Source organism: Streptomyces sp. NPDC028308 (genome assembly GCF_055565855.1).
On sequence record NZ_JBVHTO010000007.1, the window covers coordinates 418,395 to 442,859 of the forward strand.

General features: G+C 72.9%; 26 protein-coding genes and 1 riboswitch. Of the genes, 13 read left to right on the forward strand and 13 right to left on the reverse strand.

Annotated elements, in window-relative coordinates; translation table 11 throughout:
• Positions 1–292 precede the first annotated feature (292 nt).
• The 3 genes from ACZ4VA_RS18655 to ACZ4VA_RS18665 all read right to left on the reverse strand — a co-directional run bounded on the left by ACZ4VA_RS18655 (position 293) and on the right by ACZ4VA_RS18665 (position 2,515).
• The gene (locus ACZ4VA_RS18655) at positions 293–685 is read right to left on the reverse strand and encodes a DUF3040 domain-containing protein (protein ID WP_356170186.1); all 393 of its coding nucleotides are present in this window, start codon (positions 683–685) and stop codon (positions 293–295) included.
• A 275-nt stretch (positions 686–960) separates the two neighbouring features.
• Positions 961–1,731: a methyltransferase gene (locus ACZ4VA_RS18660; RefSeq protein WP_356170183.1), complete on the reverse strand. Its 771-nt coding sequence runs from the start codon at positions 1,729–1,731 to the stop codon at positions 961–963.
• A 244-nt stretch (positions 1,732–1,975) separates the two neighbouring features.
• On the reverse strand, positions 1,976–2,515 hold the full coding sequence (locus ACZ4VA_RS18665) for an SAV_6107 family HEPN domain-containing protein (protein ID WP_356170180.1): 540 nt from the start codon (positions 2,513–2,515) through the stop codon (positions 1,976–1,978).
• 186 nt (positions 2,516–2,701) lie between these two features.
• Here ACZ4VA_RS18665 and ACZ4VA_RS18670 point away from each other — a divergent pair, with 186 nt between their 5' ends.
• The 5 genes from ACZ4VA_RS18670 (at position 2,702) to ACZ4VA_RS18690 (ending at position 8,795) form a co-directional block, all read left to right on the forward strand.
• Positions 2,702–3,559: an ATP-binding cassette domain-containing protein gene (locus ACZ4VA_RS18670; protein ID WP_356238856.1), complete on the forward strand. Its 858-nt coding sequence runs from the start codon at positions 2,702–2,704 to the stop codon at positions 3,557–3,559.
• The gene (locus ACZ4VA_RS18675) at positions 3,531–5,615 is read left to right on the forward strand and encodes a YhgE/Pip family protein (RefSeq protein WP_468082064.1); all 2,085 of its coding nucleotides are present in this window, start codon (positions 3,531–3,533) and stop codon (positions 5,613–5,615) included. Before ACZ4VA_RS18670 ends, ACZ4VA_RS18675 begins: the two co-directional genes overlap by 29 nt.
• A gap of 23 nt (positions 5,616–5,638) precedes the next feature.
• Positions 5,639–6,268, forward strand: a complete 630-nt coding sequence (locus tag ACZ4VA_RS18680; RefSeq protein ID WP_355790037.1) for a TetR/AcrR family transcriptional regulator — start codon at positions 5,639–5,641, stop codon at positions 6,266–6,268.
• 361 nt (positions 6,269–6,629) lie between these two features.
• Positions 6,630–7,244, forward strand: a complete 615-nt coding sequence (locus ACZ4VA_RS18685) for a DUF4126 domain-containing protein (RefSeq protein ID WP_355790040.1) — start codon at positions 6,630–6,632, stop codon at positions 7,242–7,244.
• Between the two features lie 45 nt (positions 7,245–7,289).
• Positions 7,290–8,795, forward strand: coding sequence for a phytoene desaturase family protein (locus ACZ4VA_RS18690; protein WP_468082067.1), 1,506 nt, complete (start codon positions 7,290–7,292; stop codon positions 8,793–8,795).
• Between the two features lie 46 nt (positions 8,796–8,841).
• Here ACZ4VA_RS18690 and ACZ4VA_RS18695 read toward each other — a convergent pair whose 3' ends face one another.
• The 6 genes from ACZ4VA_RS18695 to ACZ4VA_RS18720 all read right to left on the reverse strand — a co-directional run bounded on the left by ACZ4VA_RS18695 (position 8,842) and on the right by ACZ4VA_RS18720 (position 13,662).
• Positions 8,842–9,741, reverse strand: coding sequence for an SCO2102 family sporulation regulator (locus ACZ4VA_RS18695; RefSeq protein ID WP_355791349.1), 900 nt, complete (start codon positions 9,739–9,741; stop codon positions 8,842–8,844).
• A 56-nt stretch (positions 9,742–9,797) separates the two neighbouring features.
• A complete protein-coding gene (metF, locus tag ACZ4VA_RS18700) occupies positions 9,798–10,721 on the reverse strand; it encodes a methylenetetrahydrofolate reductase [NAD(P)H] (RefSeq protein WP_355791346.1) in 924 nt (307 codons plus the stop codon).
• Positions 10,722–10,831: 110 nt separating this feature from the next.
• Complete coding sequence (thiE, locus tag ACZ4VA_RS18705) at positions 10,832–11,506, reverse strand: thiamine phosphate synthase (RefSeq protein ID WP_355791343.1); 675 nt, start codon at positions 11,504–11,506, stop codon at positions 10,832–10,834.
• Positions 11,507–11,594: 88 nt separating this feature from the next.
• A complete protein-coding gene (locus ACZ4VA_RS18710; protein ID WP_355791340.1) occupies positions 11,595–11,966 on the reverse strand; it encodes an Rv2175c family DNA-binding protein in 372 nt (123 codons plus the stop codon).
• Positions 11,967–12,055: 89 nt separating this feature from the next.
• On the reverse strand, positions 12,056–13,282 hold the full coding sequence (locus tag ACZ4VA_RS18715; protein ID WP_356170163.1) for an NAD(P)/FAD-dependent oxidoreductase: 1,227 nt from the start codon (positions 13,280–13,282) through the stop codon (positions 12,056–12,058).
• A gap of 29 nt (positions 13,283–13,311) precedes the next feature.
• Entirely contained in the window at positions 13,312–13,662 is a 351-nt protein-coding gene (locus tag ACZ4VA_RS18720) for an avidin-fold protein (protein WP_355792719.1), read from the reverse strand.
• A 52-nt stretch (positions 13,663–13,714) separates the two neighbouring features.
• A riboswitch (TPP riboswitch) is annotated at positions 13,715–13,827 on the forward strand.
• Between ACZ4VA_RS18720 and thiO the strand changes: the two genes are divergently transcribed.
• The 6 genes from thiO to ACZ4VA_RS18750 all read left to right on the forward strand — a co-directional run bounded on the left by thiO (position 13,825) and on the right by ACZ4VA_RS18750 (position 19,809).
• Positions 13,825–15,021 (forward strand): glycine oxidase ThiO, encoded by a 1,197-nt coding sequence (gene thiO / locus ACZ4VA_RS18725; RefSeq protein WP_356170160.1) that lies wholly within the window; start codon positions 13,825–13,827, stop codon positions 15,019–15,021. Its footprint overlaps the riboswitch before it by 3 nt.
• Positions 15,018–15,218 carry a sulfur carrier protein ThiS gene (thiS, locus tag ACZ4VA_RS18730; RefSeq protein WP_356170157.1) on the forward strand — a complete coding sequence of 67 codons (201 nt, stop codon included), beginning with the start codon at positions 15,018–15,020 and terminating at the stop codon, positions 15,216–15,218. Before thiO ends, thiS begins: the two co-directional genes overlap by 4 nt.
• Positions 15,219–15,221: 3 nt before the next feature.
• On the forward strand, positions 15,222–16,016 hold the full coding sequence (locus tag ACZ4VA_RS18735; protein ID WP_355792728.1) for a thiazole synthase: 795 nt from the start codon (positions 15,222–15,224) through the stop codon (positions 16,014–16,016).
• A 346-nt stretch (positions 16,017–16,362) separates the two neighbouring features.
• The gene (pknB, locus tag ACZ4VA_RS18740) at positions 16,363–18,297 is read left to right on the forward strand and encodes a Stk1 family PASTA domain-containing Ser/Thr kinase (protein WP_356238838.1); all 1,935 of its coding nucleotides are present in this window, start codon (positions 16,363–16,365) and stop codon (positions 18,295–18,297) included.
• An 87-nt stretch (positions 18,298–18,384) separates the two neighbouring features.
• On the forward strand, positions 18,385–19,254 hold the full coding sequence (locus ACZ4VA_RS18745; RefSeq protein WP_355788881.1) for a deoxyribonuclease IV: 870 nt from the start codon (positions 18,385–18,387) through the stop codon (positions 19,252–19,254).
• Positions 19,255–19,332: 78 nt separating this feature from the next.
• Positions 19,333–19,809, forward strand: a complete 477-nt coding sequence (locus tag ACZ4VA_RS18750) for a DUF4396 domain-containing protein (RefSeq protein WP_468082074.1) — start codon at positions 19,333–19,335, stop codon at positions 19,807–19,809.
• Between the two features lie 19 nt (positions 19,810–19,828).
• Here ACZ4VA_RS18750 and ACZ4VA_RS18755 read toward each other — a convergent pair whose 3' ends face one another.
• The gene (locus tag ACZ4VA_RS18755; RefSeq protein ID WP_452924140.1) at positions 19,829–20,461 is read right to left on the reverse strand and encodes a sulfite oxidase-like oxidoreductase; all 633 of its coding nucleotides are present in this window, start codon (positions 20,459–20,461) and stop codon (positions 19,829–19,831) included.
• 154 nt (positions 20,462–20,615) lie between these two features.
• Here ACZ4VA_RS18755 and bfr point away from each other — a divergent pair, with 154 nt between their 5' ends.
• Complete coding sequence (gene bfr, locus ACZ4VA_RS18760) at positions 20,616–21,095, forward strand: bacterioferritin (protein WP_355788874.1); 480 nt, start codon at positions 20,616–20,618, stop codon at positions 21,093–21,095.
• Between the two features lie 12 nt (positions 21,096–21,107).
• Here the strand turns inward: bfr and ACZ4VA_RS18765 are convergent, their stop codons facing one another.
• The 3 genes from ACZ4VA_RS18765 to ACZ4VA_RS18775 form a co-directional block, all read right to left on the reverse strand.
• Positions 21,108–21,359, reverse strand: coding sequence for a (2Fe-2S)-binding protein (locus ACZ4VA_RS18765; RefSeq protein WP_356238832.1), 252 nt, complete (start codon positions 21,357–21,359; stop codon positions 21,108–21,110).
• A 160-nt stretch (positions 21,360–21,519) separates the two neighbouring features.
• Positions 21,520–22,872, reverse strand: coding sequence for a class II 3-deoxy-7-phosphoheptulonate synthase (locus tag ACZ4VA_RS18770; protein WP_355795256.1), 1,353 nt, complete (start codon positions 22,870–22,872; stop codon positions 21,520–21,522).
• Between the two features lie 147 nt (positions 22,873–23,019).
• A complete protein-coding gene (locus ACZ4VA_RS18775) occupies positions 23,020–24,174 on the reverse strand; it encodes a glycoside hydrolase domain-containing protein (protein WP_356174842.1) in 1,155 nt (384 codons plus the stop codon).
• A gap of 171 nt (positions 24,175–24,345) precedes the next feature.
• Here ACZ4VA_RS18775 and ACZ4VA_RS18780 point away from each other — a divergent pair, with 171 nt between their 5' ends.
• On the forward strand, positions 24,346–24,402 hold the full coding sequence (locus tag ACZ4VA_RS18780) for a trp operon leader peptide (protein ID WP_071528813.1): 57 nt from the start codon (positions 24,346–24,348) through the stop codon (positions 24,400–24,402).
• Positions 24,403–24,465: the final 63 nt, after the last annotated feature.

Genomic DNA, 24,465 nt, shown 5'->3' on the forward strand with positions numbered 1-24,465 from the left:
GCCCTCGGGCTCCACGGGCTGTGCGCGCCAAGCCACCGCCCTCGCGCTCCCCTGGCTGCGCGCGCCAGGCATCGGCTTCGCGCTCCACGGGGTGCGCCCGCGCGCCGGGCGGGCGGGTCACGGCGGGCACGCTCCTCGGGGCGACTGCCGGCCCGGCCGTCCCCGCGGCCGACGCCGCCGTCCGTCCCGCGGGCGCAGGATGCAGGCATGCGTGAGGGGGTGTCCTGCCCCGGTGGGCAGGACACCCCCTCACGCGATGTCCGTGGCGTCGGCCTGGGCCGAACGACAGGCGCTAGTGGCCCTGCTCGTCCCGGCGGCGCTGCCAGCGTTGTTCGATGCGGTCCATCATGGAGCGGCGCTGCCGCGGCTGACGGCGGGCACCCGGCGCACCCGCGGCCGGCTGCTCACCCGGTTTGGGGGCCTTGCGCCAACCGGTGACGGCGAGCACGGCGCAGCCCAGCATGACGAGGAAACCCACCACGCTGATCCAGATCTGCTGTGCGACCATTCCGGCCATGAGGAGCGCGATACCCACCAGAAAGCCCGCGACCGCCTGGTAGACCCGTCGCCGGGTGTACGTACGCAGCCCGCTTCCCTCAAGCGCTGTCGCGAACTTGGGATCTTCGGCGTACAGCGCTCGCTCCATCTGCTCGAGCATTCGCTGCTCGTGCTCCGAGAGCGGCACGGAGTCCTCCTCATCGTGCAGTCGCCGGGGCGACTGGGGGTCCCCTTCAGGATAGGCAGGGAATCGCCCCCGTGAAACCCGCCCCTCTACGCCAATTGGCCAACCGGAACCCGCCACGGCGGTCCGGCTCGCTGAAGCGTGCATTCCCCAGCGGCCGACCCGTCATGCCGGGTGGTCTCCCTCGATCATACGGCGCAGAGCGTCCGATCGGGGGGCCTGTGGCGTACTCCATCTGCCGCCCCGGCCCTGATCAGCGGCGCTTCACGGCAGGCGGCTCACGCCCCGTCGGCACCCCGGTGCTCACCCAGCACATGGAGCTGCGTGGCCACGGAGTGGAACGCGTCCAGCTCGGCCGCCGCGGCCTCCAGCTTCAGCAGGGCCTCCAGGGCGCCCGGCTCGGTGTCCACGAGGACGCCCGGGACCAGGTCGGCGAAGACCCGTACGCCGTGGACGGCGCCCACCCGCAGGCCCGCTCCCTCGACCAGTCCGGTGAGCTGTGCGGCGGTGAAGCGGTGCGGTACGGGGTCACCCTCGCCCCAGCGTCCGTCCGGGTCGTCGAGCGCGTGCCGGGCCTCCTTGAAGTGCCCGGCGAGGGCGCGCGCGAGCACCGCTCCGCCCAGCCCGGCGGCGAGCAGGCTGAGGACGCCCTCGGGGCGCAGCGCGTCCACCACGTTGCGCACGCCCTCGGCGGGGTCGTCCACGTACTCCAGGACGCCGTGGCAGAGCACCACGTCGTAGCCGCCGCGCTCGACGACGTCGAAGAGACCGTGGGCGTCGCCCTGGACGCCCTTCACCCGGTCGGCGACGCCGGCCTCGGCGGCGCGGCGCTCCAGGGCGAACAGGGCGTTCGGGCTCGGGTCGACGACGGTGACGCGGTGGCCGAGGCGGGCCACGGGCACCGCGAAGTTGCCGCTGCCCCCGCCGGTGTCGAGGACGTCGAGCGATTCCCGCCCCGTGGCTTTCACGCGGCGGTCGAGGGCGTCCTGGAGGACCTCCCAGACCACGGCGGTACGGAGAGAAGCGCGGGGGCGCATCGGGTCCGACACGGCAGTTGACTCCTCGGCGCGGCACCGCCTGCTGCCGGCGGAGCGATCGGGACGCCTCCCGCTGGGAGGCTGCGTGCGCCTCCCACCCTATTGCCTCCGCCGCCGTGCCCGGCCCCCCGTCTCACGCGGTGGATCATCGGCGGACCGCGTGCCGTCCGGGACGTGCGGAGCGGGCCGCGGAGGGCGCCGGTGCCCGGTGCGGGCGGGGCCCCGCCGCTTCCCGTCGCGCTCCGGTGGCGGGCCGTCAACCCGCGTCCGGGACCTCGTGGTCCGCGTCGTGCCGTGGCTGCGGCAGGACGGGCTGGAGGACCAGCATCCGCTCGACGAGGCGCAGGAACACGGCCACGTCGCGGATCAGGTCGTCGGCGTCGCGGGGGCCGGCCGCGCCGCGTATGCCCGCTTCGGCGCGGGCGCGGCGTGCGGCTCCGGAGGCGAACAGCGCGCTCCACTCGGCCAGTTCGGGTGCTATCTCGGGGAGCACTTCCCAGGCGCTCCGGATGCGCGCCCGGCGTCGGGGGGTGGTCTCCGGGCGTCCCCGCGCGGCGAGCACGGCGGCCGCGGTGCGCAGGGCGGCGAGGTGTGCCGTGGCGTAGCGCTCGTTCGGGGTGTCGAGGGTGGTCGCCTCCTCCAGTCCCGCGCGCGCCTGGGCGAGCAGGTCGAGGGCGGCGGGTGGGGCCGTCGTCCGGCGGAGCACGGGGTGCACGTCGCTCGCCGGGCCGGTCAGTGAGGGGGCAGGGCCGCCGGCGCGGCGCCGGTGGGCGGCGGCTGCGGAGGAGCTGGCCATGACGAACCTCCTGTCGTCTGTGTGACGGCACTGTGGCCGTATGTGCCCATCGTGCGGTATGGCACTGACAATCCGATCTGACCTGGCCTTTTGCCTCGCTCGAAGGTTCGAGATAGTTTTTGCACTGACCAGTCAGTTCAAAAGCAGGGCCTCGACCGGGACCTGCTTCCAGGGGAGCGGGGGGACATGGGCGAGCCAGAGACAGCCGCCGCGGTCGCCGTGGGCGCGGCGGGGTTCGGGCTCAAGGGGCCGCGCGGCTGGGTGTTCCGGGGCGTCGGAGTCGACGCCGGGCCCGGCACCCTGATCGCGGTGGAGGGGCCGTCCGGCTCCGGCCGGACGTGTCTGCTGCTCGCGCTCACCGGCCGGATGAAGCCGAGCGAGGGGCGGGCCACGGTCGGCCCCTTCCACCTGCCCCGGCAGATGTCCGCGGTGCGTGCGATCAGCGCCCTCGCCCATGTCCCCGGCGTCACGGACCTGGAGCCGGCCCTGACCGTCGGGGAGCACCTCCTCGAACGGGCCCTGCTCAGGCGCCGGTTCACCGGCCCGCTGCGCGACAGCCTGCGCGCACTGCTGCGTCCGCGCGCCGAGCGGCTGGCCGAGGCGAGAGGGCGCGTCGACCGGGTGCTGGCCGCCGTCGGGCTCGACCTCGCGGCGCTGCCCAAGGGGGCGCGGACCGCCGTACGCGACCTGGAACGGCTGGAGGCGCTGCGGCTCTCCCTCGCGCTGGCCCTCGTGGACGAACCGCGGCTGCTGGCCGTCGACGACACCGACCTCAAGCTCTCGGAGGCCGAACGCACCGAGGTCTGGGCGCTGTTGAGGTCGCTGGCCGACTCCGGCCCGACCGTCCTCGCGGTGTGCAGCCGGGCCCCGGAGGGTGCCGTCGTGGTGTCCACGCGCCCCGCCCCCGGCGAGGCGGACCCGGACGGGCCGGACGACGCCGGCGCCCCGGACGCACCGGGCGCGGGGACCCCGGACGGCGACGAAGACGACCACGACGACGGCAAGGAGACAGCGGATGCGCTCGCCGAGACTGGCCGCGCTTGAGCTCAGGCGGTTCGGCAGGGGCAGGCTGCCGCGTGCGGCACTGGCCGCCCTGCTGCTCCTGCCCCTGCTCTACGGCGCCCTGTACCTGTACTCGTTCTGGGACCCGTACGGGCGGCTGGACCGCATTCCCGTGGCGCTCGTGAACGACGACGCGGGGGCGAGCGCCGCCGGGCGGAAGATCACCGCCGGCGACGACATCACCGAGGGGCTGCGCGAGAGCGACACCTTCGAGTGGCACGAGGTGAGCGCCGCCGAGGCCCGCCGGGGCGTCGAGGACGGCACGTACTACCTGTCGCTCACCATGCCGGAGGACTTCAGCCGGCGGATCGCGTCCAGCTCCGGGGACTCCCCCGAGACGGGCGCCCTCCAGGTGCGTACGAACGACGCGAACAACTACATCGTCGGGCAGATCTCGCGGACGGTGTTCAGCGAGGTGCGCACGGCCGCGTCCACGAAGGCCTCGCGGTCCTTCCTGGACCGGATCTTCATCTCCTTCTCCGACATCCACGGCAAGACCGTGAAGGCCGCCGAGGGGGCCGACAAGCTCAAGGGCGGGATCGGCAAGGCGAAGAAGGGCTCCAAGGACCTCGCCGACGGGCTGAAGGACGCGAAGGCGGGCAGCGGGAAGCTGGCCGGCGGCCTGAAGAAGCTCGACAAGGGGGCGGGCGACCTCGAGGACGGGTCGAAACGGGTCGCGGACGGCACCCGGGCACTCGCCGACAAGGTCAACGGCGTCGCCGACGACGTGCGGCCCTTCCTGAGGGACAACGAGAAGACGATCGGTGACACGGCCCGGCTGGTCGCCGACTCCGCGTCCGCGATCCGCCACAACCTCGACACCCTGGTCAAGACGGCGCCGACCGCGGCCAGGAGCGCCCACGCGGCCTCCGACGCCCTCGACCGCGTCCACAAGGCCCGCTGCGAGACCGCGCCGGTGCCCGACCCCGCGTGCCCGGACCTCAAGAAGGCAGCGAAGGCCGCCGCGGACGTGGCGAAGGTCGCCGACGACGTGAACGCCCTCGTGGCCGGGCAGGACGGCGACCTCGACAAGCTCGACAAGAACCTCGCCACCCTCCAGAAGCAGGCCGCGCACCTCGCCGAGCGCTCACCGCACCTCTCCGAGGACCTGGACAACGCCGTCTCCAAGATCAATCAGCTGAACAGCGGTGCCGGGAAGGTCGCGGCGGGGGCCAAGAAGCTGCACACCGGACTCGGCACGGCGAAGACCGGCGCGACGGACCTCGACGCGGGCCTCGGCAGACTCCGCACGGGCGCGGTCGATCTCAACGGGGGCATGTACAAGCTGGCCGACGGCTCCGGGAAGCTCGCCGGCGGCCTCCACGACGGGGCCGGGAAGATCCCGGACTACGACGAGGACGACCGCGACCGGCGCACCCAGGTCATGTCCGACCCGGTGCAGCTGGCCTCGCGGGACCTGCACAAGGCGCCCAACTACGGCACCGGGTTCGCGCCCTACTTCATCCCGCTGTCCCTGTGGGTGGGCGCGATGGTGGCGTACATGCTGATCCCGCCGCTCAACCGGCGCGCGCTCGCGGCGGGCGCCCCCGCCTGGCGGATCGCGGTGGCGGGCTGGCTTCCCGTGGCCGCCCTGGGCGTCCTGCAGACCGCCGCCCTGATGTCGGTACTGCACTGGCTGATCGGCCTGGACATGGTCAGGGCGGCCGGGACGGTGGGCTTCCTGTTCCTGGTCAGCGCCTGTTTCGCGGCGATCGTCCAGTGGCTGAACGCGCGCTTCGGGGCCGCGGGCCGCATCCTCGTCCTCGCCCTGCTGATGCTCCAGCTGACCTCGGCCGGCGGCACGTACCCCGTGCAGACCAGTCCCGGCTTCTTCAACGCGATCCACCCCTTCCTGCCGATGAGCCACGTCGTCGACGCCCTGCGCAGACTCATCACCGGCGGCGGCCTCGGCCCCGTCTGGCAGGCGTGCGCCGTCCTGGCCGCCTTCACCGCGGGCGCCCTCGCGCTCACCGCCGTCTCCGCCCGCCGCAGGCAGGTGTGGACCCTCGACCGGCTGCACCCGGAGCTGACCCTGTGACCGTTCCTGTGACAATCGACGCCATGGAAAGCACCAGTGCCACGGGGGCCGGGAGCAGCCGTCGCGAGGCGACCCGGCAGAAGCTCTACGAGGCGGCCGTCACCCTCATCGCCGAACAGGGTTTCTCCGCCACCACCGTGGACGAGATCGCCGAACGTGCCGGAGTCGCGAAGGGCACGGTCTACTACAACTTCGCGAGCAAGTCGGTCCTCTTCGAGGAGCTGCTGCGGCACGGTGTCGGGCTCCTCACCGCCTCTCTCCGCGAGGCCTCCGAGAAGGCGGCGCGCGAGGGCGGCAGCAAGGTCGACGCGCTGGACGCGATGATCCGCGCGGGGCTCGTCTTCATCGACCGCTACCCCGCGTTCACGCAGCTGTACGTGGCCGAGCTGTGGCGGACCAACCGGGCCTGGCAGTCCACCCTGATGGTGGTCAGGCAGCAGGCGGTCGCGGTCGTCGAGGACGTCCTGCGCGACGGCGTGGCGGGCGGCGAGCTCAGCGAGGAACTCGACATCCCGCTGACGGCGGCAGCGCTCGTCGGCATGGTCCTGGTGGCCGCCCTGGACTGGCAGGCCTTCCAGCCGGAACGCTCCCTGGACGACGTCCACGCGGCGCTCTCCCGGCTCCTCCAGGGACGCGTGAGCGGCAGCCGCTGACCCGCTGGGCGGACACGGAGAAGCGCCGGTCCGCTGTGGCCGCGTCCCCCGCGGGCCAACTCGAACCGGCGCTCCCCGTCTCCCCCGTGCCCCCGTCGGGACCCGCGCGGTCACCCGCCGGGTCCCCCGTGCCTCGCTCCCGCCGACAGGCCGGCGGAAGGAGCGGTCGAGGCGCCGTACCGTTCCGCCGCCCCGTGTCGGCGGTGCCGGAGCCGCGCCCCTTCCCGTGGCCTCCACTCTGTCGTGCCCGGCGGGCCGGGCCCATCCGTGCACCTACTCATCCGGCCCCCTGGGTACCGGTACTCAGTCCTGGGCACCCGGACCCAGGACGCGGCGCCGCCGAATGGCTACGATCGCGTCCGTGTCCGTACTCCCCCTGGTGTTCACGAGCGGCTGGGCCAGCGGCATCAACGCGTACGCGGTGGTGCTGCTCCTCGGTGTCTTCGGCGCGACCGGCCTGACCGACGAGGTGCCGGAGTCCCTCCAGCGCCCCGAGGTCCTGATCACCGCGGGAGTCCTCTTCCTGTGCGAGGCGGTCGCCGACAAGATCCCCTACGTCGACTCGGTGTGGGACTCGGTGCACACCGTGATCCGGCCCGCCTCGGGTGCGGTGGTCGGGGCGCTGCTCGCCGGGCAGAGCGGTTCGCTCCCGGATCTCGCGGCGGGCGCCCTCGGGGGTTCGACCGCGCTGGCCAGCCACGCGGTCAAGGCCGGCACCCGGATGGCGATCAACAGCTCGCCCGAGCCGTTCAGCAACATCGTGGTGAGCACGGCCGAGGATCTCGGGGTCGCCGGGATCATCACCTTCGCGATGTTCCATCCGCAGGCCGCGGCGGTCATCGCGGGCATCCTGCTGCTGTCCGGGCTGCTGCTGCTCTGGTTCCTGGTCTCGCGCATCCGGCGGTTCCTGCGCCGCAGGGCCCAGCGCCGGGAGGAGCGGCTGCTCGCCGCGCGGGCCCGGACGGCGCCCGACTGACGGCCGCGCGCCGGGCTGTCGGCGGTGGCCGATAAAGTCCCTGGCATGGCACGGATTGCGGTGATCGGCGCCGGGATGGGCGCGATGGCGGCCGCTGCCCGGCTGGCCGTCGCGGGCCACCGGGTGGTGGTGTACGAGCGCACTCGGACGTACGGCGGGGCGGTGCGCCGGTTCGAGCGCGACGGGTTCTCCTTCGACCTGGGTCCCGGGCTGCTGACGCTGCCCGCGGTCTGGCGCGACCTGTTCGTCAAGACCGGCAGGGAGCCGCTGGAGAGTTGCGTCGAGCTGGTCCAGGTGGACCCCTCCTCGCGGCACCTGTTCGCCGACGGCACCGAGATCGCCCTGCCGAACGCCTCCCGCGCGGGCGTCGTGTCCGCCCTGGACGAGGCGTTCGGAGCGGGCGCGGGAGCCCGCTGGGGTGACTTCCTGGTGCGGGCGCGCGAGGCCTGGGACCGCACGCGCCGGCCCCTCCTGGAGGAGCCGCTGTGGCCGAACTGGCAGGTGCTCGCCGAGCGTGAACCCTATCCGTCGGTGCCCCACAAGCGGCTGCTGCGTACCCGGCGGGCCACGACGCTCGCCGAGGTCGGCGCCTGGGAGCTGCGCGACGCGCGCCTCTCGGCGCTGCTGGAGAGCCACGCCCTCGCGTACGGGCTCGACCCCCGCACCGCCCCCGCGAGCGCGGCCGTGCTGCCGTACATGGAGCACGCCTTCGGCACCTGGTACGTGCGCGGCGGGCTGCGGGAGCTGGCCCGGGCGGTGTACGAGCGGTGCCTGGCCCGCAAGGTGGAGTTCGTCTTCGGTGCCGACGTCGTGCGGATCGTCGAGAAGGACGGGCGGGCCGCGGGCGTGGAACTCGCGGGGTCCGCGGCGGGGGCGGTCGCCGAGGCCGACTTCGTGGTGGCCGGCGTCGCGCCCGGTGTGCTGGACGCCCTCGCGTCCGGGCCGGCGGCGCGGGGTGAGGCGGGCGCCGTTCCGCCGCAGCGGGGTGCGGCGAGCCGCCTGACCGTGCTGGCGGCGCTGCGGGGCGGACGTCCCGAGGGCGCGGCGCACCGCACGGTGGTCCACGCGCCGGACCGGGACGCCGAGTTGAGCCGCCTCTTCGGTGAGCACCCGGGGCTCGCCGCCACGCCGACGGTCACGGTACTGCGTCCCGGCGACCCGGCGTCGGCACCGGACGCGGACCACGAGGCGGTGACGCTGACCGCCACGGCACCCTCGGGCCTTGACGTGTCCGGGCAGGACGTGGAGCGGCTGCTGGACATCGCGGAGCGGGCCGTGCCGGGGCTGCGCGACCGTCTCCTGTGGCACGAGGCGCGTACGCCCGCGGACATCGCCGAGGCGACGGGCGCGGCCGGTGGCGCGGTACCCGCCCCGGCGCTCGCAGCGGCGGAGGGCCGGCTACTGCACCCGTCCAACGGCACGGGTCTGCCGGGGCTGTTCGCCGTGGGCGGCTGGGCGCATCCGGGCGGCGGGCTGCCGCACGCGGGCATGTCGGGCGCCCTGGTGGCCGGTCTCGTCGTGGAGGGGCCGGACTTCCGGGGCTCGCAGTGACCTGACGGGGCGTCCGGGCGGGGCCGGCGGCGGCCCCGTCGCCGGGTCAGTACCGGTACTGCTCGTCGTAGCCGGTGTTGCCGTGCCCGTTGCCGTCGCCCTGGTAGGGATACGGCTGCTCCGGCGGGAGTTCGCCGCCGTAGGGGTCGTCGGCGTTGCGCTGCTGCGGCACCCAGACGCCGCCGGCCGGGGTCTCGCCGGGCTGGCCGCCGCCGTACTGGGACTGGTCGTAGCCCTGCTGACCGTACTGCTGCTGGCCGCCGTAAGCGGTGTCGTACGAGGCGCTGCCGTAGGTCTGCGTGCCGATGTACGGGTCGGAGTAGGCGGCGTACTGCTGCTGCCCGGTGTCGTAGCCGTACTGCTGCTGGTCGTATCCCGAGTAGCCGTCGTAGGCGTACGCCTGCTGGTTCTGGGACTGGTCGGCGTTCCCGTAGGACTGCTGGGCCGCGTACGCGTTCTCGTCGTAGACGCCGTAGGAGCCGGTGTCGTCGGGCAGCGGCTGCGGCTCGTACACGGCGGTGGCCTCGGCGGCCGGAGCGGCGGAGGCGGGCTGCGCCGGGGTGAACACGTCGTCCGGGTCGTAGTCGTCGTCCGGCGCGTAGGACGGACGGCCGGGCGCCTCCAGGTCGGAGACCTCCAGCGTCGGGTCCTGTCGGTCCGGCTCGCCGCGGCGCCGCTTGCTCGCGCCGGGACGGCCGCCGATGGCCCAGCCGGTCGAGAAACCGCGGCGGAAGGAGAGCGTGACGTACGTCTGGCCGACCGCGAAGGCGGCGGCGCCCAGGCCGATGACCACCACGGAGGGGATCAGCACGCCGAGCACGACGCAGAGGAAGCCGCCGAAGGCGAGCAGGCGCCAGCGCAGCCGTGCCTTGTACTGCAGCAGCACCTCACCCAGCAGCCACAGCGCGACCATCCCGAACGCGATGTAGAGGACCGTCCAGCCCATGTACGCCCCTCTCCCAGTAACCGCTACGCAGTGTGTCGTATACCGGCGCGGCCGGTCTAGGCCCGCTGTGGGTGGTGCAGGCCCAGATTCTCGTAGATCTCCAGCGTCGCCGTGGAGTTGTTGAGCGTGATGAAGTGCAGTCCGGGAACTCCCTCGGCCAGCAGTCGCGCGCAGAACTCGGTGGCGAACTCGATCCCAATGGAGCGTACAGCCGCCGGATCGTCTTTGGCTGTGAGGATCCGCTCTTTCAGCTCGGCCGGGATCGAGGCGTTGCTCAGCTGCGGCAGCCGTTCCAGCATCCGCACGCTGGTCACCGGCATCACCTCGGGGATCACCGGGGTGCCGCAGCCGGCCGCGGAGACACGGTCGCGCAGCCGCAGGTACGACTCCGGCCGGAAGAACATCTGGGTGATCGCGTAGTCGGCGCCGGCACGGCACTTGTCGACGAAGTGGGCGACGTCCAGGTCCCATTCCGCGGACCGCGGGTGCATCTCCGGGAAGGCCGCGACGCCGACGCAGAAGTCACCGGACTCCTTGATCAGACGCACCAGGTCGGCCGCGTAGGTCAGGCCCTTGGGATGCGGCACCCAGTCGCCCATGGGGTCGCCGGGCGGGTCGCCGCGCACCGCGAGCATGTTGCGGATCCCGGCGTCCGCGTACTGCCCGATGATGTTGCGCAGTTCCGCGACGGAGTGGTTCACCGCGGTCAGGTGGGCGACCGGGGTGAGCGTCGTGTCGGCGACGATCTGCTCGGTCTCCCGGACCGTGCCCGCGCGCGTGGAGCCGCCCGCGCCGTAGGTCACGGAGACGAAGTCGGGTGCGACGGCCTCGACCCGGCGCAGCGCGTTCCACAGGTTCCGCTCGCCCTTGGGGGTCTTCGGCGCGGAGAACTCGAACGAGTACGTCTTCTTGCCGGTCGCGAGCATGTCGCGCACGGTGCGTGCGCGGTCAGTCCTGGTGGAAGCAGATCCGAGGGCCATGACCGCAGGTTAGCCAGGGGACGCCGTGACCCCAACCGAACCGATGATATTTGTCCGTTTTGTCGACTTCTTGTCCACCCTTCGGACACTCAGCGTCACCCTCCGCCGTCTCACACCCCGCGCAGCCGCTTGGCGAACTCGCCCGCCGCCGCTCCCGGGTCGTCGGCCTCGGTGATCGCCCGGACGACGACGACCCGGCGGGCGCCCGCCTCCAGGACCTGGTCCACGTTGCCCAGGTCGATGCCGCCGATGGCGAACCAGGGGCGGTCGGTGCCGAGCGACGCCGTGTGCCGGACCAGGCCGAGGCCGGGGGCGTGGCGGCCGGGCTTGGTGGGGGTGGGCCAGCAGGGGCCCGTGCAGAAGTAGTCGACGCCCGGCTGGACGGCGGCGGCCCCGGCCTCGGACTCGGAGTGCGTGGAGCGGCCGATCAGGATGTCGTCGCCGAGGATCGCGCGGGCCGCGGGGACCGGCAGGTCACCCTGGCCCAGGTGCAGGATCGCGGCGCCGCCCGGGTGCCCGGCGCGGCTCGCGTGGGCCACGTCCGCCCGGTCGTTCACCGAGAGCAGCGCGCCGTGGCGGCGGCACTTCTCGGCGAAGAGGTCCAGGAGGTCCAGCTCCTCCGCCGCCTCCAGGCTCTTGTCCCGCAGCTGCACGAGGTCGACCCCGCCGGCCAGGACCGCGTCGAGGAACTCCGGAAGGTCGCCCTGGCGCCTGCGGGCGTCCGTGCACAGGTAGAGGCGGGCGTCGGCGAGCTGGGCGCGGGCGTCGGCACCGGTCTCGGGCATGGCTGGGTCCCCCGTGGTCGGTGGCGTACGGACCACGGCGGCCGGTCGGGCCGGCGGGCCGTGGTCCGTACACCGGAAGGTTGTCGGATCAGACGGCGAGCGCCTGGGCGCGGCGCTTCACCTCCGTGCCGCGATTCTCGCTCAGAGCCTGCGCGGGGGTGCCGGGCAGGGTCGAGTCGGGGGTGAAGAGCCACTCCAGCATCTCTTCGTCGGTGAAGCCGTCGTCCCGCAGGAGCGTCAAGGTGCCGGACAGGCCCTTGACGACCTTCTGCTCGGCCCCGTCGATGAAGGCGGCGGGGACGTGCAGCGCGCGGTTCTCACCACGGCGTACGGCGATGAGCTGGCCGTCCTTGACCAGCTGCCGGACGCGGGTCACCTCGACGCCGAGCAGTTCGGCGATGTCGGGGAGGGTGAGCCAGGCGGGGACGAGAGCATCGATCTTTGCGTCAATCTCGGTCACGGGACAAGCCTGCCATCTGGGACCGACAGTCGGAAGCCGAGGCCGTCCGACCTGGGGAGGAGCAGGCGGGCGGCGGACCTCCGGACGCCCTACGCCGCCGCCGTCTTCAGCGGCTTGGACGGGTCCGTCAGCGCGTCGGCGTCCATCGGCGTCCCCGCCTCGATCAGCTTGCGTCCCTGGGCGAGGTCCCGGGGCCGGCCCACGGCGAGCAGGGCGACCAGGCGGCCCTCGCGGAGCCAGCAGACCGTCCAGGCGGCGCCCGAGGGGTCACCGCGCCACAGGGTCGTGTCGGCGGAGGCGTGGTGGCCGACGTACTGGACGAAGCGGCCGAACTGCTCGGACCAGAAGTAGGGCACCGGGTCGTACGCCGCGGGGGCCTCGCCGATGATGTTCGCCGCCACCGTGCGCGGCCCCTGGAGGGCGTTGTCCCAGTGGTGGACCAGCAGGCGCCCCTCGTAGCGGCCCGACGGGAAGGAGGCGCAGTCGCCGACCGCGTAGACGTCGGGCGCGGAGGTGCGCAGGTGGGCGTCGGCCACGATCTCGCCGTGGGCGCCGAGTTCGATCCCGGAGCCGGCGAGCCAGGCGGTCGCGGGGCGGGCCCCGATGCCGACGACGACCGCGCCGGCGGGCACCCGCGAACCGTCGTCCAGGACCACCGCGCCGGGCTCGACGCGCTCCACGCGCGCGTGGGTGCGCAGCGCGGCCCCGCTGTCGGCGTACCAGCCGGCCATGGGGGCGGCCACCTCGGGAGGCAGCGCACCGGCGAGCGGCCGGTCGGCGGCCTCGACGACGGTCACCGCGCATCCGGCCTCGCGGGCCGCGGTCGCGAACTCGGCGCCGATCCAGCCCGCTCCGACGACCACGATGTCGTGCTGCTCGGCGAGCACCGGGCGCAGCCGCTCGGCGTCGTCCAGGGTGCGCAGCAGGTGGACTCCGGGGATGCCCTCGGTGCCCGGCAGCCGGATCGGTTCCGCCCCGGTGGCGATCACCAGGACGTCGTACGGCACGGGCCCGTCGGCGGTGTCCAGTTCGTGGTCCCCGGGCCGGGCGCCGAGCACCTCGCAGCCGAGCCGCAGTCCGATGCCGAGCGCCTCGAAGTCGACGTCGAAGGCGGAGCCCTCGGCCTTGCCGAGCAGCACCGCCTTGGACAGCGGCGGCCTGTCGTACGGCTGGTGCGGCTCCCCGCCGATCAGAGTCACCGTGCCGGTGAAGCCCTGTTCCCGCAGGGCGACCGCGGTCTGCACCCCGGCCATGCCCGCGCCCACGACGACGACTCGCGGCGCCGTGCGCTCCCCGGACTGCGTCTGCTCGCTCACGTGATCACCATAGACACCTGACACGTCAGTCACCGGGCGTGCTGGACGATCTCCTCCACCACGCTCGTCCCACTGCCCTCCTGCGACTCCCACTGCCAGTTCTCCTCAAGCCGTACCCGTCCGTCGGCCAGCTCGACGACCAGGGACACGCAGTGCCCGGAGGATGTCGTTCCGTCGTGCTTCAGCTGCACGTACCGGAAGTCGAGGCGGTCACCCTCACGACTACCCACGAGATGACCTCGTACGACATCGCCGCCCGCGTAGTCGGCCCAGATCCGTCCCTCCCGCTCGTGGTAGGTGAACCGGGTGCGGGTGCCGACCTGGCCCGGCGCCTGGTCGGCGACCGGGGCGAGGACGAGGCCGTCGAGCGAGCGGGCCATGCGGGGAGCTCCTCTACTGGGGGGCCGGGGCGACGGGCTAGGGTGGCCAACGTAAAGCACACGCGGGAGCCCGGACGCACCGGGCTGAGAGGGAGGCTGGACGGCCTCCGACCGTACGAACCTGATCCGGGTCATGCCGGCGAAGGGAGGGGCTGGACGCCCATGTCGCGTACCTCACAGTCCACGGACACCGCACGCGGGCCCTCGGGCTCGCCGGACGTCCTCGTCGTGGGCGGGGGCATCATCGGTCTGGTGACCGCCTGGCGGGCCGCGCAGCGCGGGCTCACCACCGCGGTCGTGGACCCCGAGCCGGGCGGCGGCGCCGCCCAGGTGGCCGCCGGCATGCTGGCCGCCGTCACCGAACTCCACTACGGCGAGCAGACGTTGCTCGGCCTCAACCTGGCCTCCGCCGAGCGCTACCCCGACTTCGCGGCGGAGCTGACCGAGGTCACCGGTCTCGGTCTCGGCTACCGCCGCTGCGGCACGCTCGCCGTCGCGCTGGACGCCGACGACCGCGCCCACCTGCGCGAACTGCACGCGTTGCAGCGCCGGTCGGGCCTGGAGTCGGAGTGGCTCAGCGGCCGGGACTGCCGCCGGCTGGAGCCGATGCTCGCACCGGGCGTGCGCGGCGGGCTGCGGGTGGACGGCGACCACCAGGTCGACCCGCGCCGGCTCGCCGCCGCCCTGGTCGTGGCCTGCGAGCGCGCCGGTGTCGTCCTGCACCGCACCTGGGCCGAGCGGCTGGAGGTCGTCCGGGGCCGGGCCACCGGGGTGGTCACCACGGACGGCACCGCCCTGCCGGCCGGCCGGGTCGTCCTCGCCGCGGGCAGCCTCAGCGGACGGCTGGCGGGCGTCCCGGAGGACCTGCTGCCGCCGGTGCGCCCCGTGAAGGGGCAGGTGCTGCGGCTGACCGTGCCGCCGCGCTACGCGCCGTTCCTGAGCCGGACCGTGCGCGCCGTCGTGCGCGGCAGCCACGTCTACCTGGTGCCGCGCGAGAACGGCGAGCTGGTCGTCGGCGCCACCAGCGAGGAGCTGGGCTGGGACACCACGGTCACCGCGGGCGGTGTGTACGAGCTGCTGCGCGACGCCCACGAGCTGGTCCCCGGGATCACCGAACTGCCGCTGACCGAGACCCGCGCCGGGCTGCGCCCCTGCTCGCCGGACAACGCCCCGCTGCTCGGGCCGACCGGACTGGACGGCCTGCTGCTGGCCACCGGCCACCACCGCAACGGCGTGCTGCTCACCCCGGTCACCGGCGACGCCATGGCGCACGTCCTGACCACCGGTGAACTCCCGGACGTGGCACGCCCCTTCACCCCCCGCCGCTTCAGCACCGCCCTCACGGAGCAGCCCGCATGAACATCTTCGTCAACGGGGAGCGCCGGCACGTCGCCCCGGGCACCGCGCTCGACGCCCTCGTCGCGACCCTCACCGCGGCCCCGTCCGGTGTCGCCGCCGCCCTCAACGAGACCGTCGTCCCGCGCGGGCAGTGGGCCGGCACGGCCCTCGCCGACGGGGACCGCGTCGAAGTCCTCACCGCCGTCCAAGGAGGCTGACCCATGGCCGACGACCCCTTCGTCCTCGGCGGCACGTCCTACGCGTCCCGCCTGATCATGGGCACCGGCGGCGCCCCCAGCCTGGACCTGCTGGAGCGCTCCCTGGTGGCCTCCGGCACGGAGCTGACGACGGTCGCGATGCGCCGGGTCGACCCGCGGGCGCACGGTTCGGTGCTGTCCGTCCTCGACCGGCTCGGCATCCGCGTCCTGCCGAACACGGCGGGCTGCTTCACCGCGGGCGAGGCGGTCCTCACCGCCCGGCTCGCGCGGGAGGCCCTCGGCACCGACCTGGTGAAACTGGAGGTCATCGCCGACGAGCGCACGCTGCTGCCCGACCCGATCGAGCTGCTGGACGCCGCCGAGACGCTCGTCGACGACGGGTTCACGGTGCTGCCGTACACGAACGACGACCCGGTGCTGGCGCGGAAGCTGGAAGACGTCGGCTGCGCCGCGATCATGCCGCTGGGCTCGCCCATCGGCTCCGGCCTCGGCATCCGCAACCCGCACAACTTCCAGCTGATCGTGGAGCACGCGCGCGTGCCGGTCATCCTGGACGCGGGCGCCGGGACCGCGTCGGACGCCGCGCTCGCCATGGAGCTGGGATGCGCGGGTGTGATGCTCGCCTCGGCCGTGACCCGGGCGCAGGAGCCGGTGCTGATGGCCGACGCCATGCGGCACGCGGTGGAGGCGGGGCGGCTGGCGTACCGGGCGGGCCGCATCCCGCGCCGGCACTTCGCGGAGGCCTCCTCCCCGGTGGAGGGGCGCGCACGGCTGGACCCCGAGCGCCCCGCCTTCTAGGGCCTGTCGTTTGGATCAGGTCGGCCGTGACAGACGGTTCGTCCCGGCCGACCCGAGCGGGGTCTGGTGCGTGCAGCTGCAAGGCGGAGGAGGGAGTCGAAGCAAATGGGGGTCTCCCCGCTCGAGCGGAGCCGAGAGTGGGGGAGTCGGCGACCGACGACAACGCCGCAGATGTGCGTGCCAGACCCCGCGACACCGGCCTGATCCAAACGACAGGCCCTAGCAGCCGGCGGCCCGGCGGGCCCGCGTCGGACCGGCCACACAACAGTCACAGCTCTGCTGCATTCCGACCCCGGAAAGAGCGGACCGGGTGGGCGTGACGGTGGCGGCTCGTAGACTCACCTGCGTGGATACGACCCTTCAGGACCCGCTTGTCGGGCAGGTGCTCGACGGCCGCTACCGCGTCGACGCGCGGATCGCGGTCGGCGGGATGGCCACGGTCTACCGGGCCCTGGACACCCGCCTCGACCGCGTGCTCGCGCTCAAGGTGATGCACCCGGCGCTGGCCGCCGACGGCTCCTTCGTCGAGCGGTTCATCCGGGAGGCCAAGTCCGTGGCCCGGCTCGCCCACCCGAACGTGGTGCAGGTCTTCGACCAGGGGACGGACGGGTCGTACGTCTACCTGGCCATGGAGTACGTCGCCGGGTGCACCCTGCGTGACGTGCTGCGCGAGCGCGGGGCGCTCCAGCCGCGGGCCGCGCTCGACATCCTGGAGCCGGTCCTCGCCGCGCTCGGCGCCGCCCACCGCGCCGGTTTCGTCCACCGCGACATGAAGCCGGAGAACGTCCTGATAGGGGACGACGGCCGGGTCAAGGTGGCGGACTTCGGACTCGTGCGCGCCGTGGACACCGTGACGAACACCACGGGGTCCGTCCTCGGCACCGTCTCCTATCTCGCCCCCGAGCAGATAGAGCACGGCACGGCGGACCCCCGCGTCGACGTGTACGCCTGCGGCGTCGTCCTGTACGAGATGCTCACCGGCGACAAGCCGCACTCGGGCGACTCCCCCGCTCAGGTGCTCTACCAGCACCTGAACGCGGACGTGCCGCCGCCGTCGGCCGCCGTGCCGGGGCTGCCCCTCGTCCTGGACGACCTGGTCGCCTCGTCGACCGCGCGCGATCCCGAGGTGCGTCCGTACGACGCGGTGGCGCTGCTCGCCGAGGTGCTGGAGGCGCGCGGCGGGCTGAGCGCCGAGCAGCTGGACGCCGTACCGCCGAAGGCCGTGGCGGTGAACCACGACAACGCCGAGGACCGGACGAGCGTGATCCCGCGCTCGCTTTCCGGGCAGCGGCCGCTGCCGGTGAACGAGGACGAGGCGGCGCTGAACCGCACCAGCGTCCTCGCGAGCCCGCCGGTCCCGCCGCGCCGGCGCCCCGGCGCCGGTGTGCGGCCCCGGCGCGGGATGGTCGCGATCGTGGCGGCCGTGCTGCTGGTGCTCGGCGTCGGCGCGGGCGTCTGGTACATCAACTCCGGCCAGTTCACCAAGGTCCCGGCGGTGCTGGAGAAGACCGAGGACCAGGCGAGGGACCGGCTGGAGGCGGCCGGCCTCGACGTGAAGGAGGTCCGGCGCGACTTCAGCGACACGGTGAAGCGGGGCACGGTCAGCAAGGTCGACCCCGGTGTCGGCGAGCGGATCCGGGAGAACGACTCGGTGACGCTGACCATCTCCAAGGGCCCCGAGGTCGTGAAGGTGCCGGACCTGGAGGGCGAGACGCTGGAGAGCGCCAGGGACCGGCTGAAGTCGGCGGGCCTGGCGGCCGGGATGGTCACCCGCGACTTCAGCGAGGACGTCGACCGCGGCTCAGTGATCGGCACGGAGCCCGGGGCCGGGACCGAGCGGCACGCCGGGTCGGCCATCGCGATCACGGTGAGCAAGGGCCGCGCGATCGACGTGCCCGATGTCACGGGTTCCTCGGTCGAGGACGCCACCGAGGAGCTGGAGGACGCGGGCCTGAAGGTCGAGGTCGCCGCGGAGCGGGTGACGTCGTCGGAGTTCGACAAGGGCGAGGTCGCCGAGCAGAAGCCGGGCGGCGACGAGAAGCAGCTCGCGGAGGGCGACACCGTGACGCTGACCCTCTCCAAGGGCCCGGAGATGATCGAGGTCCCGGACGTCGTCGGGGACAGCGTGGACGACGCGACCCGGAAGCTGGAGGACGCCGGGTTCGAGGTCGACAAGAACCGCGGGCTGCTCGGCCTCTTCGGGGACACCGTCGAGAGCCAGTCGGTGGACGGCGGGGACAAGGCCCCCAAGGGATCGACGATCAGCATCGAGATCCGCTGAGCGGTTCCCGGCCGCTCCCCCGGGAGCGGCCGCCGGTCCGGCGGGCTCACCGCCGGAGCACCCGGCTGTGCATGACACCCTGAAGGGGTGACAAGCAAGCAGCTCCGCAATCCCGTCGGCGGCCATGTCCCGGTGGCCGGCGGCCTCGACACCGTCGGTCTGACCTACGCGCGTGAGATGGGCGCCGAGGCCGTGCAGGTCTTCGTCGCCAACCCGCGCGGCTGGGCGACGCCGGTCGGCAACCCCAGGCAGGACGAGGCGTTCCGCGCGGCCTGCGCCGCCGAGTCGATCCCGGCGTACGTCCACGCCCCGTACCTGATCAACTTCGGCTCGCACACCGAGGCGACCGTCGAGAAGTCGGTGTCCTCGCTGCGTCACTCGCTGCGCCGGGCCCGGCAGATCGGCGCGCTGGGCGTGGTCGTGCACACCGGGAGCGCCACCGGCGGCCGGGAGCGGGCGACGGCCCTCGCGCAGGTACGGGAGCGGATGCTGCCGCTGCTGGACGAGCTGACCCACGACGACGACCCGTACCTGCTGCTGGAGTCGACGGCGGGCCAGGGCTCCTCCCTGTGCTCGCGGACCTGGGACTTCGCGCCCTACTTCGAGGCGCTCGACGCCCACCCGAAACTCGGGGTCTGCCTCGACACCTGCCACATCTTCGCCGCGGGCCACGACCTGACCGGCCCCGACGGCATGCGCCAGACCCTGGACCTGCTGGTCTCCACCGTCGGCGCGGGCCGTCTGCGGCTGATACACGCCAACGACTCCATGGACGTGGTCGGCGCCCACAAGGACCGCCACGCCAACATCGGCTCCGGCCACATCGGCGAGGACCCGTTCCGTGAGCTGATGACGCACCCCGCGACCGAGGGCGTACCGCTGGTCATCGAGACACCCGGCGGCAAGGAGGGGCACGCGGCGGACGTGGAGCGGCTGAAGAAGCTCCGCGACGGCTGACCCCGTTGAGGAATACCCCGGGGGGGTATACGGTTCCTGTCAGACGCAGGAACCGCTACCTGACGATGGGGGCATCTCATGGGTCACGACACACACACGGGGCACGCGCACCAGGCCGAGGTCACCTGGGCGATGGCCGCCCAGGCCACGCTGCACTGCCTGACCGGCTGCGCCATCGGTGAGGTGCTCGGCATGGTGATCGGCACGGCGCTCGGCTGGGGCAACGTGCCGACGATGGTCCTGGCGATCGTCCTGGCGTTCTTCTTCGGCTACTCGCTCACGCTGCGCGGCGTGCTCAAGGCGGGCGTCGGCTTCCGGACGGCGTTCCGGATCGCGCTGGCCGCGGACACCCTGTCCATCGCGGTGATGGAGCTGATCGACAACTCGGTGATCGCCCTGTGGCCGGACGCCATGGACGCCCACCTGGACGACCTGCTGTTCTGGGGCGCCCTGGCGATCTCGCTGGCCATCGCCTTCGTGGTGACGACGCCGGTGAACCGGTGGATGATCGGCCGCGGCAAGGGCCACGCGGTGGTGCACCGGTACCACCACTGAGGGGCCGGTGCCGGGAGGGTCAGAGCTCGGGGCCGTCCCCGGGCTCCTCCTGGTACGAGTAGCGCTGCTCGCGCCAGGGGTCGCCGACGTTGTGATAGCCGCGCTCCTCCCAGAAGCCGCGGCGGTCGGCCGTCATGTACTCGACGCCGCGGACCCACTTGGGCCCCTTCCAGGCGTACAGGTGCGGCACCACCAGGCGGAGCGGGAAGCCGTGCTCGGCGGTGAGCAGTTCGCCGTCCTTGTGGGTGGCGAAGATGCTGCGCTCGGAGGCGAAGTCGTCGAGCCGCAGGTTCGAGCTGAAGCCGTACTCCGCCCACACCATCACATGGGTGACGGAGGGCGCCGGCGGGGCGAGTTCCAGGATCGTGCGCGCCGGGATGCCGCCCCATTCGGCGCCGATCATGCTGAACTTCGTGACGCAGTGCAGATCGGCGACCACGGTGGCGTACGGCAGGGCCGTGAACTCCTCGTGGGTCCAGCAGCGCTTCTCCTGGTCGGCGGTGGCGCCGAAGACCCTGAACTCCCAGCGCTCGGGGCGGAACTTGGGCACCGGGCCGTAGTGGGTGACCGGCCAGCCACGCTGCAGTCGCTGTCCCGGCGGAAGGTCCGGCTGTGCCGCTTCTCCAGATTCACGCTCCACCGGCTGACCCATGACTCCATCCTGACAGACCTGGGGCGGTGCACATGACCAGGCCTGTCCCGATTCGGGCAACTCCTACTAAGCGTGCACTTACTGGACTGCCCCGGGTGCCGATGCGAGGATGCGGCGCAACCTGCCCACTCCCCGCCTGGAAGGAGCCTCTGCGATGCAGGGCGACCCCGAGGTCATCGAATTCCTCAACGAGCAGCTGACCGCCGAGCTCACCGCGATCAACCAGTACTTCCTGCACGCGAAGATGCAGGAGAACTTCGGCTGGACGAAGCTCGCGAAGTACACGCGGCACGAGTCGTTCGACGAGATGAAGCACGCCGAGCTGCTCACCGACCGGATCCTGTTCCTGGACGGCCTGCCGAACTACCAGCGGCTCTTCCATGTCCGGGTGGGACAGACGGTGACCGAGATGTTCCAGGCGGACCGGCAGGTGGAGGTGGAGGCGATCGACCGCCTCCGGCGCGGGATCGACGTCATGCGCGCGAAGGGCGACGTCACCTCGGCGAACATCTTCGAGTCGATCCTCGCGGACGAGGAGCACCACATCGACTACCTGGACACCCAGCTGGAGCTGGTCGAGAAACTCGGTGAGGCGCTCTACATCGCGCAGCTGATCGAGCAGCCGGAGAGCTGAGCCGGAGGCGGGCTAGGCGGCCTCGCCCAGGGCCGCGGGCGCCGCGGTCTCGGCGAGCACCGGACGCGCCCGGTCCAGCAGCTCGGGACGCGGGGTGGCCCCCCGGCCGAGCAGTGCCTGGATGCGGCGGACGCAGGAACCGCAGTCCGTGCCGGCCTTGCAGGCCGAGGCGATCTGGCGGGGGGTGCAGGCACCGGCCTCCGCGTGCTGCTTCACCTGAGCCTCGGTGACACCGAAGCAGTTGCAGACGAACACGCGGCTCACCTCCCGACGGGATCCCTGGTCATGCCGTCCCGATTGTTCGGTGAGGCAAACCTAACCTTACCCATAGCTCGGGAACCGCAAAAGTGGGTCGGGGCGCGGATCGCATGTGATCCGCGCCCCACTTCACACCGAGGTGAACACCGGACCGGCCGGTGAGCCGCTACTGGTCCCGGTACATCTCGGAGACCAGGAACGCCAGGTCCAGGGACTGGCTGCGGTTCAGGCGCGGGTCGCAGGCCGTCTCGTAGCGCTGGTGCAGGTCGTCGACGAAGATCTCGTCGCCGCCGCCCACGCACTCGGTGACGTCGTCACCGGTGAGCTCGACGTGGATGCCGCCCGGGTGGGTGCCGAGGGCCTTGTGGACCTCGAAGAAGCCCTTGACCTCGTCGAGCACGTCGTCGAAGCGCCGGGTCTTGTGACCGGAGGCCGCCTCGTAGGTGTTGCCGTGCATCGGGTCGGTGATCCAGGCGACGGTCGCGCCGGAGGCGGTGACCTTCTCGACCAGCTCGGGCAGCTTGTCGCGGACCTTGTCCGCGCCCATCCGCACGATGAAGGTGAGGCGGCCGGGCTCGCGGTCCGGGTCGAGGCGCTCGATGTACTGCAGCGCCTCCTCGGCCGTCGTCGTCGGGCCGAGCTTGATGCCGATCGGGTTGCGGATCTTCGAGGCGAACTCGATGTGCGCGCCGTCCAGCTGACGGGTGCGCTCGCCGATCCACACCATGTGGGCCGAGACGTCGTACAGCCGGCCCGTGCGCGAGTCCACGCGGGTGAGCGCCGACTCGTAGTCGAGCAGCAGCGCCTCGTGGGAGGCGTAGAACTCGACGGTCTTGAACTCCTCCGGGTCCGCCCCGCAGGCGTGCATGAAGTTCAGCGCCTGGTCGATCTCCCGGGCCAGCTGCTCGTAGCGCTGGCCGGAGGGGGACGACTTCACGAAGTCCTGGTTCCAGGCGTGCACCTGGCGCAGGTCGGCGTAGCCGCCGGTGGTGAAGGCGCGCACCAGGTTGAGCGTCGAGGCGGAGGCGTTGTACATCCGCTTCAGGCGCTCGGGGTCCGGGATGCGGGCCTCTTCGGTGAAGTCGAAGCCGTTGACGGAGTCGCCCCGGTACGTGGGGAGCGTCACGCCGTCGCGGGTCTCGGTCGGCTTGGAACGCGGCTTGGAGTACTGGCCCGCGATCCGGCCGACCTTCACGACCGGCACCGAGGCGGCGTACGTGAGCACGGCGCCCATCTGGAGCAGGGTCTTGAGCTTGTTGCGGATCTGGTCGGCGGACACCGCGTCGAAGGCCTCGGCGCAGTCGCCGCCCTGGAGGAGGAACGCCTCTCCCTTGGCGACGGACGCCAACCGGGCGCGCAGCTGGTCGCACTCGCCCGCGAAGACGAGCGGCGGATACGACTCGAGGTCCGCGATCACATCGCGCAGAGCCTCGGCATCGGGGTACTCGGGCTGCTGCGCCGCGGGAAGGTCTCGCCAGGTGTTGCCAGCGCTCGCGCTGGACTTAGCGTTCACGGTCACCTCCCCAACATTACGGGGTCGGCTCCGGCGTCCATTCACCTGCTCATCAAGTGAGACGGGGTCCGCTCGTACGGCGCGGGGACGAGGGCGGCCGGCGAGACCGGCGGCGGGCCCGGCGCTGCGGGGCCCGCCGGGCACGGCGCGCGGTCAGGAGCCCACGTCGAGCTGGTTGCGGTCGATGCCGATCTTCACCCCGCCGTGGGTCTCGGTGCGGTCGCCCGCGTACTGGTGGATGCGCTGGTGGTCCGCCCACATGTTCTCCGGGAGCGCCGGGTCGGACGTGGTGGCGGAGTCGTTCCAGCGGGCGAAGTGGATCACGTCGGGGAGCGTGCCGCCGTCCGCGTTCGCGACCAGGTCGGGGACCAGGGAGGTCGCGCTGCCGTACGCCCCCGAGCGGTAGCCGAGCTCGTGCAGGCGCACGGTGTACGCCTCCAGGTACCCGAGCACGCGCTTGGTCACCGCCGCGCCGCGGACGTAGTGCTCCAGGTCGTTGTAGATCACGGTGCCCTTGCCGAACCCGAGCGCCCCGGCCTGCCGGGCCGCGTCGTCGGCGGCGGCGGTGCCCTGCGGCTCCGGGTCGGTGATCGCCGCACAGCCGCTCCCGCAGCTGCCGCCGTCGGACGAGGGCTGCCGGCCGACGTAGAGCGGGAAGAATCTCCAGCCGTTGGCGTACTGGGTCCGCACCCAGTCGGCGGTGAGGTTGCGCTGGGCGCAGGCGCGGTTGATGCCGCCGATGTAGACGCCGACGGCGCCGTAGCCGGAGGTGCCCTTCCAGGCGTCCATCGCCGACTGGCCGGGGGCGGTGCAGGCGTCGAAGCCCTTGCCCTGGAAGCTCGTCGCGTCGGCGGGCAGCGCGACCGGTGCCCCGGAGAGCGTCTCGGCGTGCGCGGAGGTGACGGGCAGCCCGGCGGTGCGCAGGATCTCCCGGATGCGGGAGCGGTCCTGTCCGTACGCGGCGGTGACGGCGATCCGGTCGGCGGTGGCCAGGTAGGTGCCGGCCGTGCGGTTCTCGGTGACGTCGGCCGCGGCGGACCCGGCGGGCTGCACCAGGAGCGCCTCGGTGCGCCCGGCCGGGTCCGCGGGGCAGTTCTGCCGCTCGCCCGGAGTCCCGAGGTACACGACGTGCCGGTCGAAGCGGACGCAGGCGTCGGGGTCCTTCTCCAGGTCCACGACCCGCCAGGACGCGGGGACGGTGAACACGTGGCCCCGGTAGGCGACCTCGACGGTCTCCTCCTGGGGCAGGGGCGCGGCCGGGGCCGCGGCGAGCGGTCCGGCGGCGAGCGCGGTGGCGGCGGTGAGCACGGTGAGCGCACGGGCGCCGCGGCGGCGGACTCGGGATGAAAGGGCTGACTGGATGGCTCTCTCCTCGGTCGGGCTTCCTGGCCATGAATGGCCGCCGAGGGCGCCCCGCGAACCCCTCGCCGCCGCGGTTCACGCTGTTGCCGGTCCCGGCCGTCGGGTAGGGTGCGGCGCATGTTCGCGCACTCGACCCAGAACTGGTGGTGGACCGCTCATCCGGCGGCCCACTGACTGCGCGTACTCACATCACGTCGCGAAGGCCGCCCGAGGGGCGGCCTTCGGTGTTTCCCGGCC

Coding starts and splice junctions, on each gene's coding strand:
- ACZ4VA_RS18665 (WP_356170180.1), bottom strand. CDS start 2,515: ATGGCCAGCTCCTCCGCAGCCGCCGCCCACCGGCGCCGCGCCGGCGGC.
- ACZ4VA_RS18670 (WP_356238856.1), top strand. CDS start 2,702: ATGGGCGAGCCAGAGACAGCCGCCGCGGTCGCCGTGGGCGCGGCGGGG.
- ACZ4VA_RS18675 (WP_468082064.1), top strand. CDS start 3,531: ATGCGCTCGCCGAGACTGGCCGCGCTTGAGCTCAGGCGGTTCGGCAGG.
- ACZ4VA_RS18680 (WP_355790037.1), top strand. CDS start 5,639: ATGGAAAGCACCAGTGCCACGGGGGCCGGGAGCAGCCGTCGCGAGGCG.
- ACZ4VA_RS18690 (WP_468082067.1), top strand. CDS start 7,290: ATGGCACGGATTGCGGTGATCGGCGCCGGGATGGGCGCGATGGCGGCC.
- ACZ4VA_RS18695 (WP_355791349.1), bottom strand. CDS start 9,741: ATGGGCTGGACGGTCCTCTACATCGCGTTCGGGATGGTCGCGCTGTGG.
- metF (WP_355791346.1), bottom strand. CDS start 10,721: ATGGCCCTCGGATCTGCTTCCACCAGGACTGACCGCGCACGCACCGTG.
- thiE (WP_355791343.1), bottom strand. CDS start 11,506: ATGCCCGAGACCGGTGCCGACGCCCGCGCCCAGCTCGCCGACGCCCGC.
- ACZ4VA_RS18720 (WP_355792719.1), bottom strand. CDS start 13,662: ATGGCCCGCTCGCTCGACGGCCTCGTCCTCGCCCCGGTCGCCGACCAG.
- thiO (WP_356170160.1), top strand. CDS start 13,825: ATGTCGCGTACCTCACAGTCCACGGACACCGCACGCGGGCCCTCGGGC.
- thiS (WP_356170157.1), top strand. CDS start 15,018: ATGAACATCTTCGTCAACGGGGAGCGCCGGCACGTCGCCCCGGGCACC.
- ACZ4VA_RS18735 (WP_355792728.1), top strand. CDS start 15,222: ATGGCCGACGACCCCTTCGTCCTCGGCGGCACGTCCTACGCGTCCCGC.
- ACZ4VA_RS18750 (WP_468082074.1), top strand. CDS start 19,333: ATGGGTCACGACACACACACGGGGCACGCGCACCAGGCCGAGGTCACC.
- ACZ4VA_RS18755 (WP_452924140.1), bottom strand. CDS start 20,461: ATGGGTCAGCCGGTGGAGCGTGAATCTGGAGAAGCGGCACAGCCGGAC.
- bfr (WP_355788874.1), top strand. CDS start 20,616: ATGCAGGGCGACCCCGAGGTCATCGAATTCCTCAACGAGCAGCTGACC.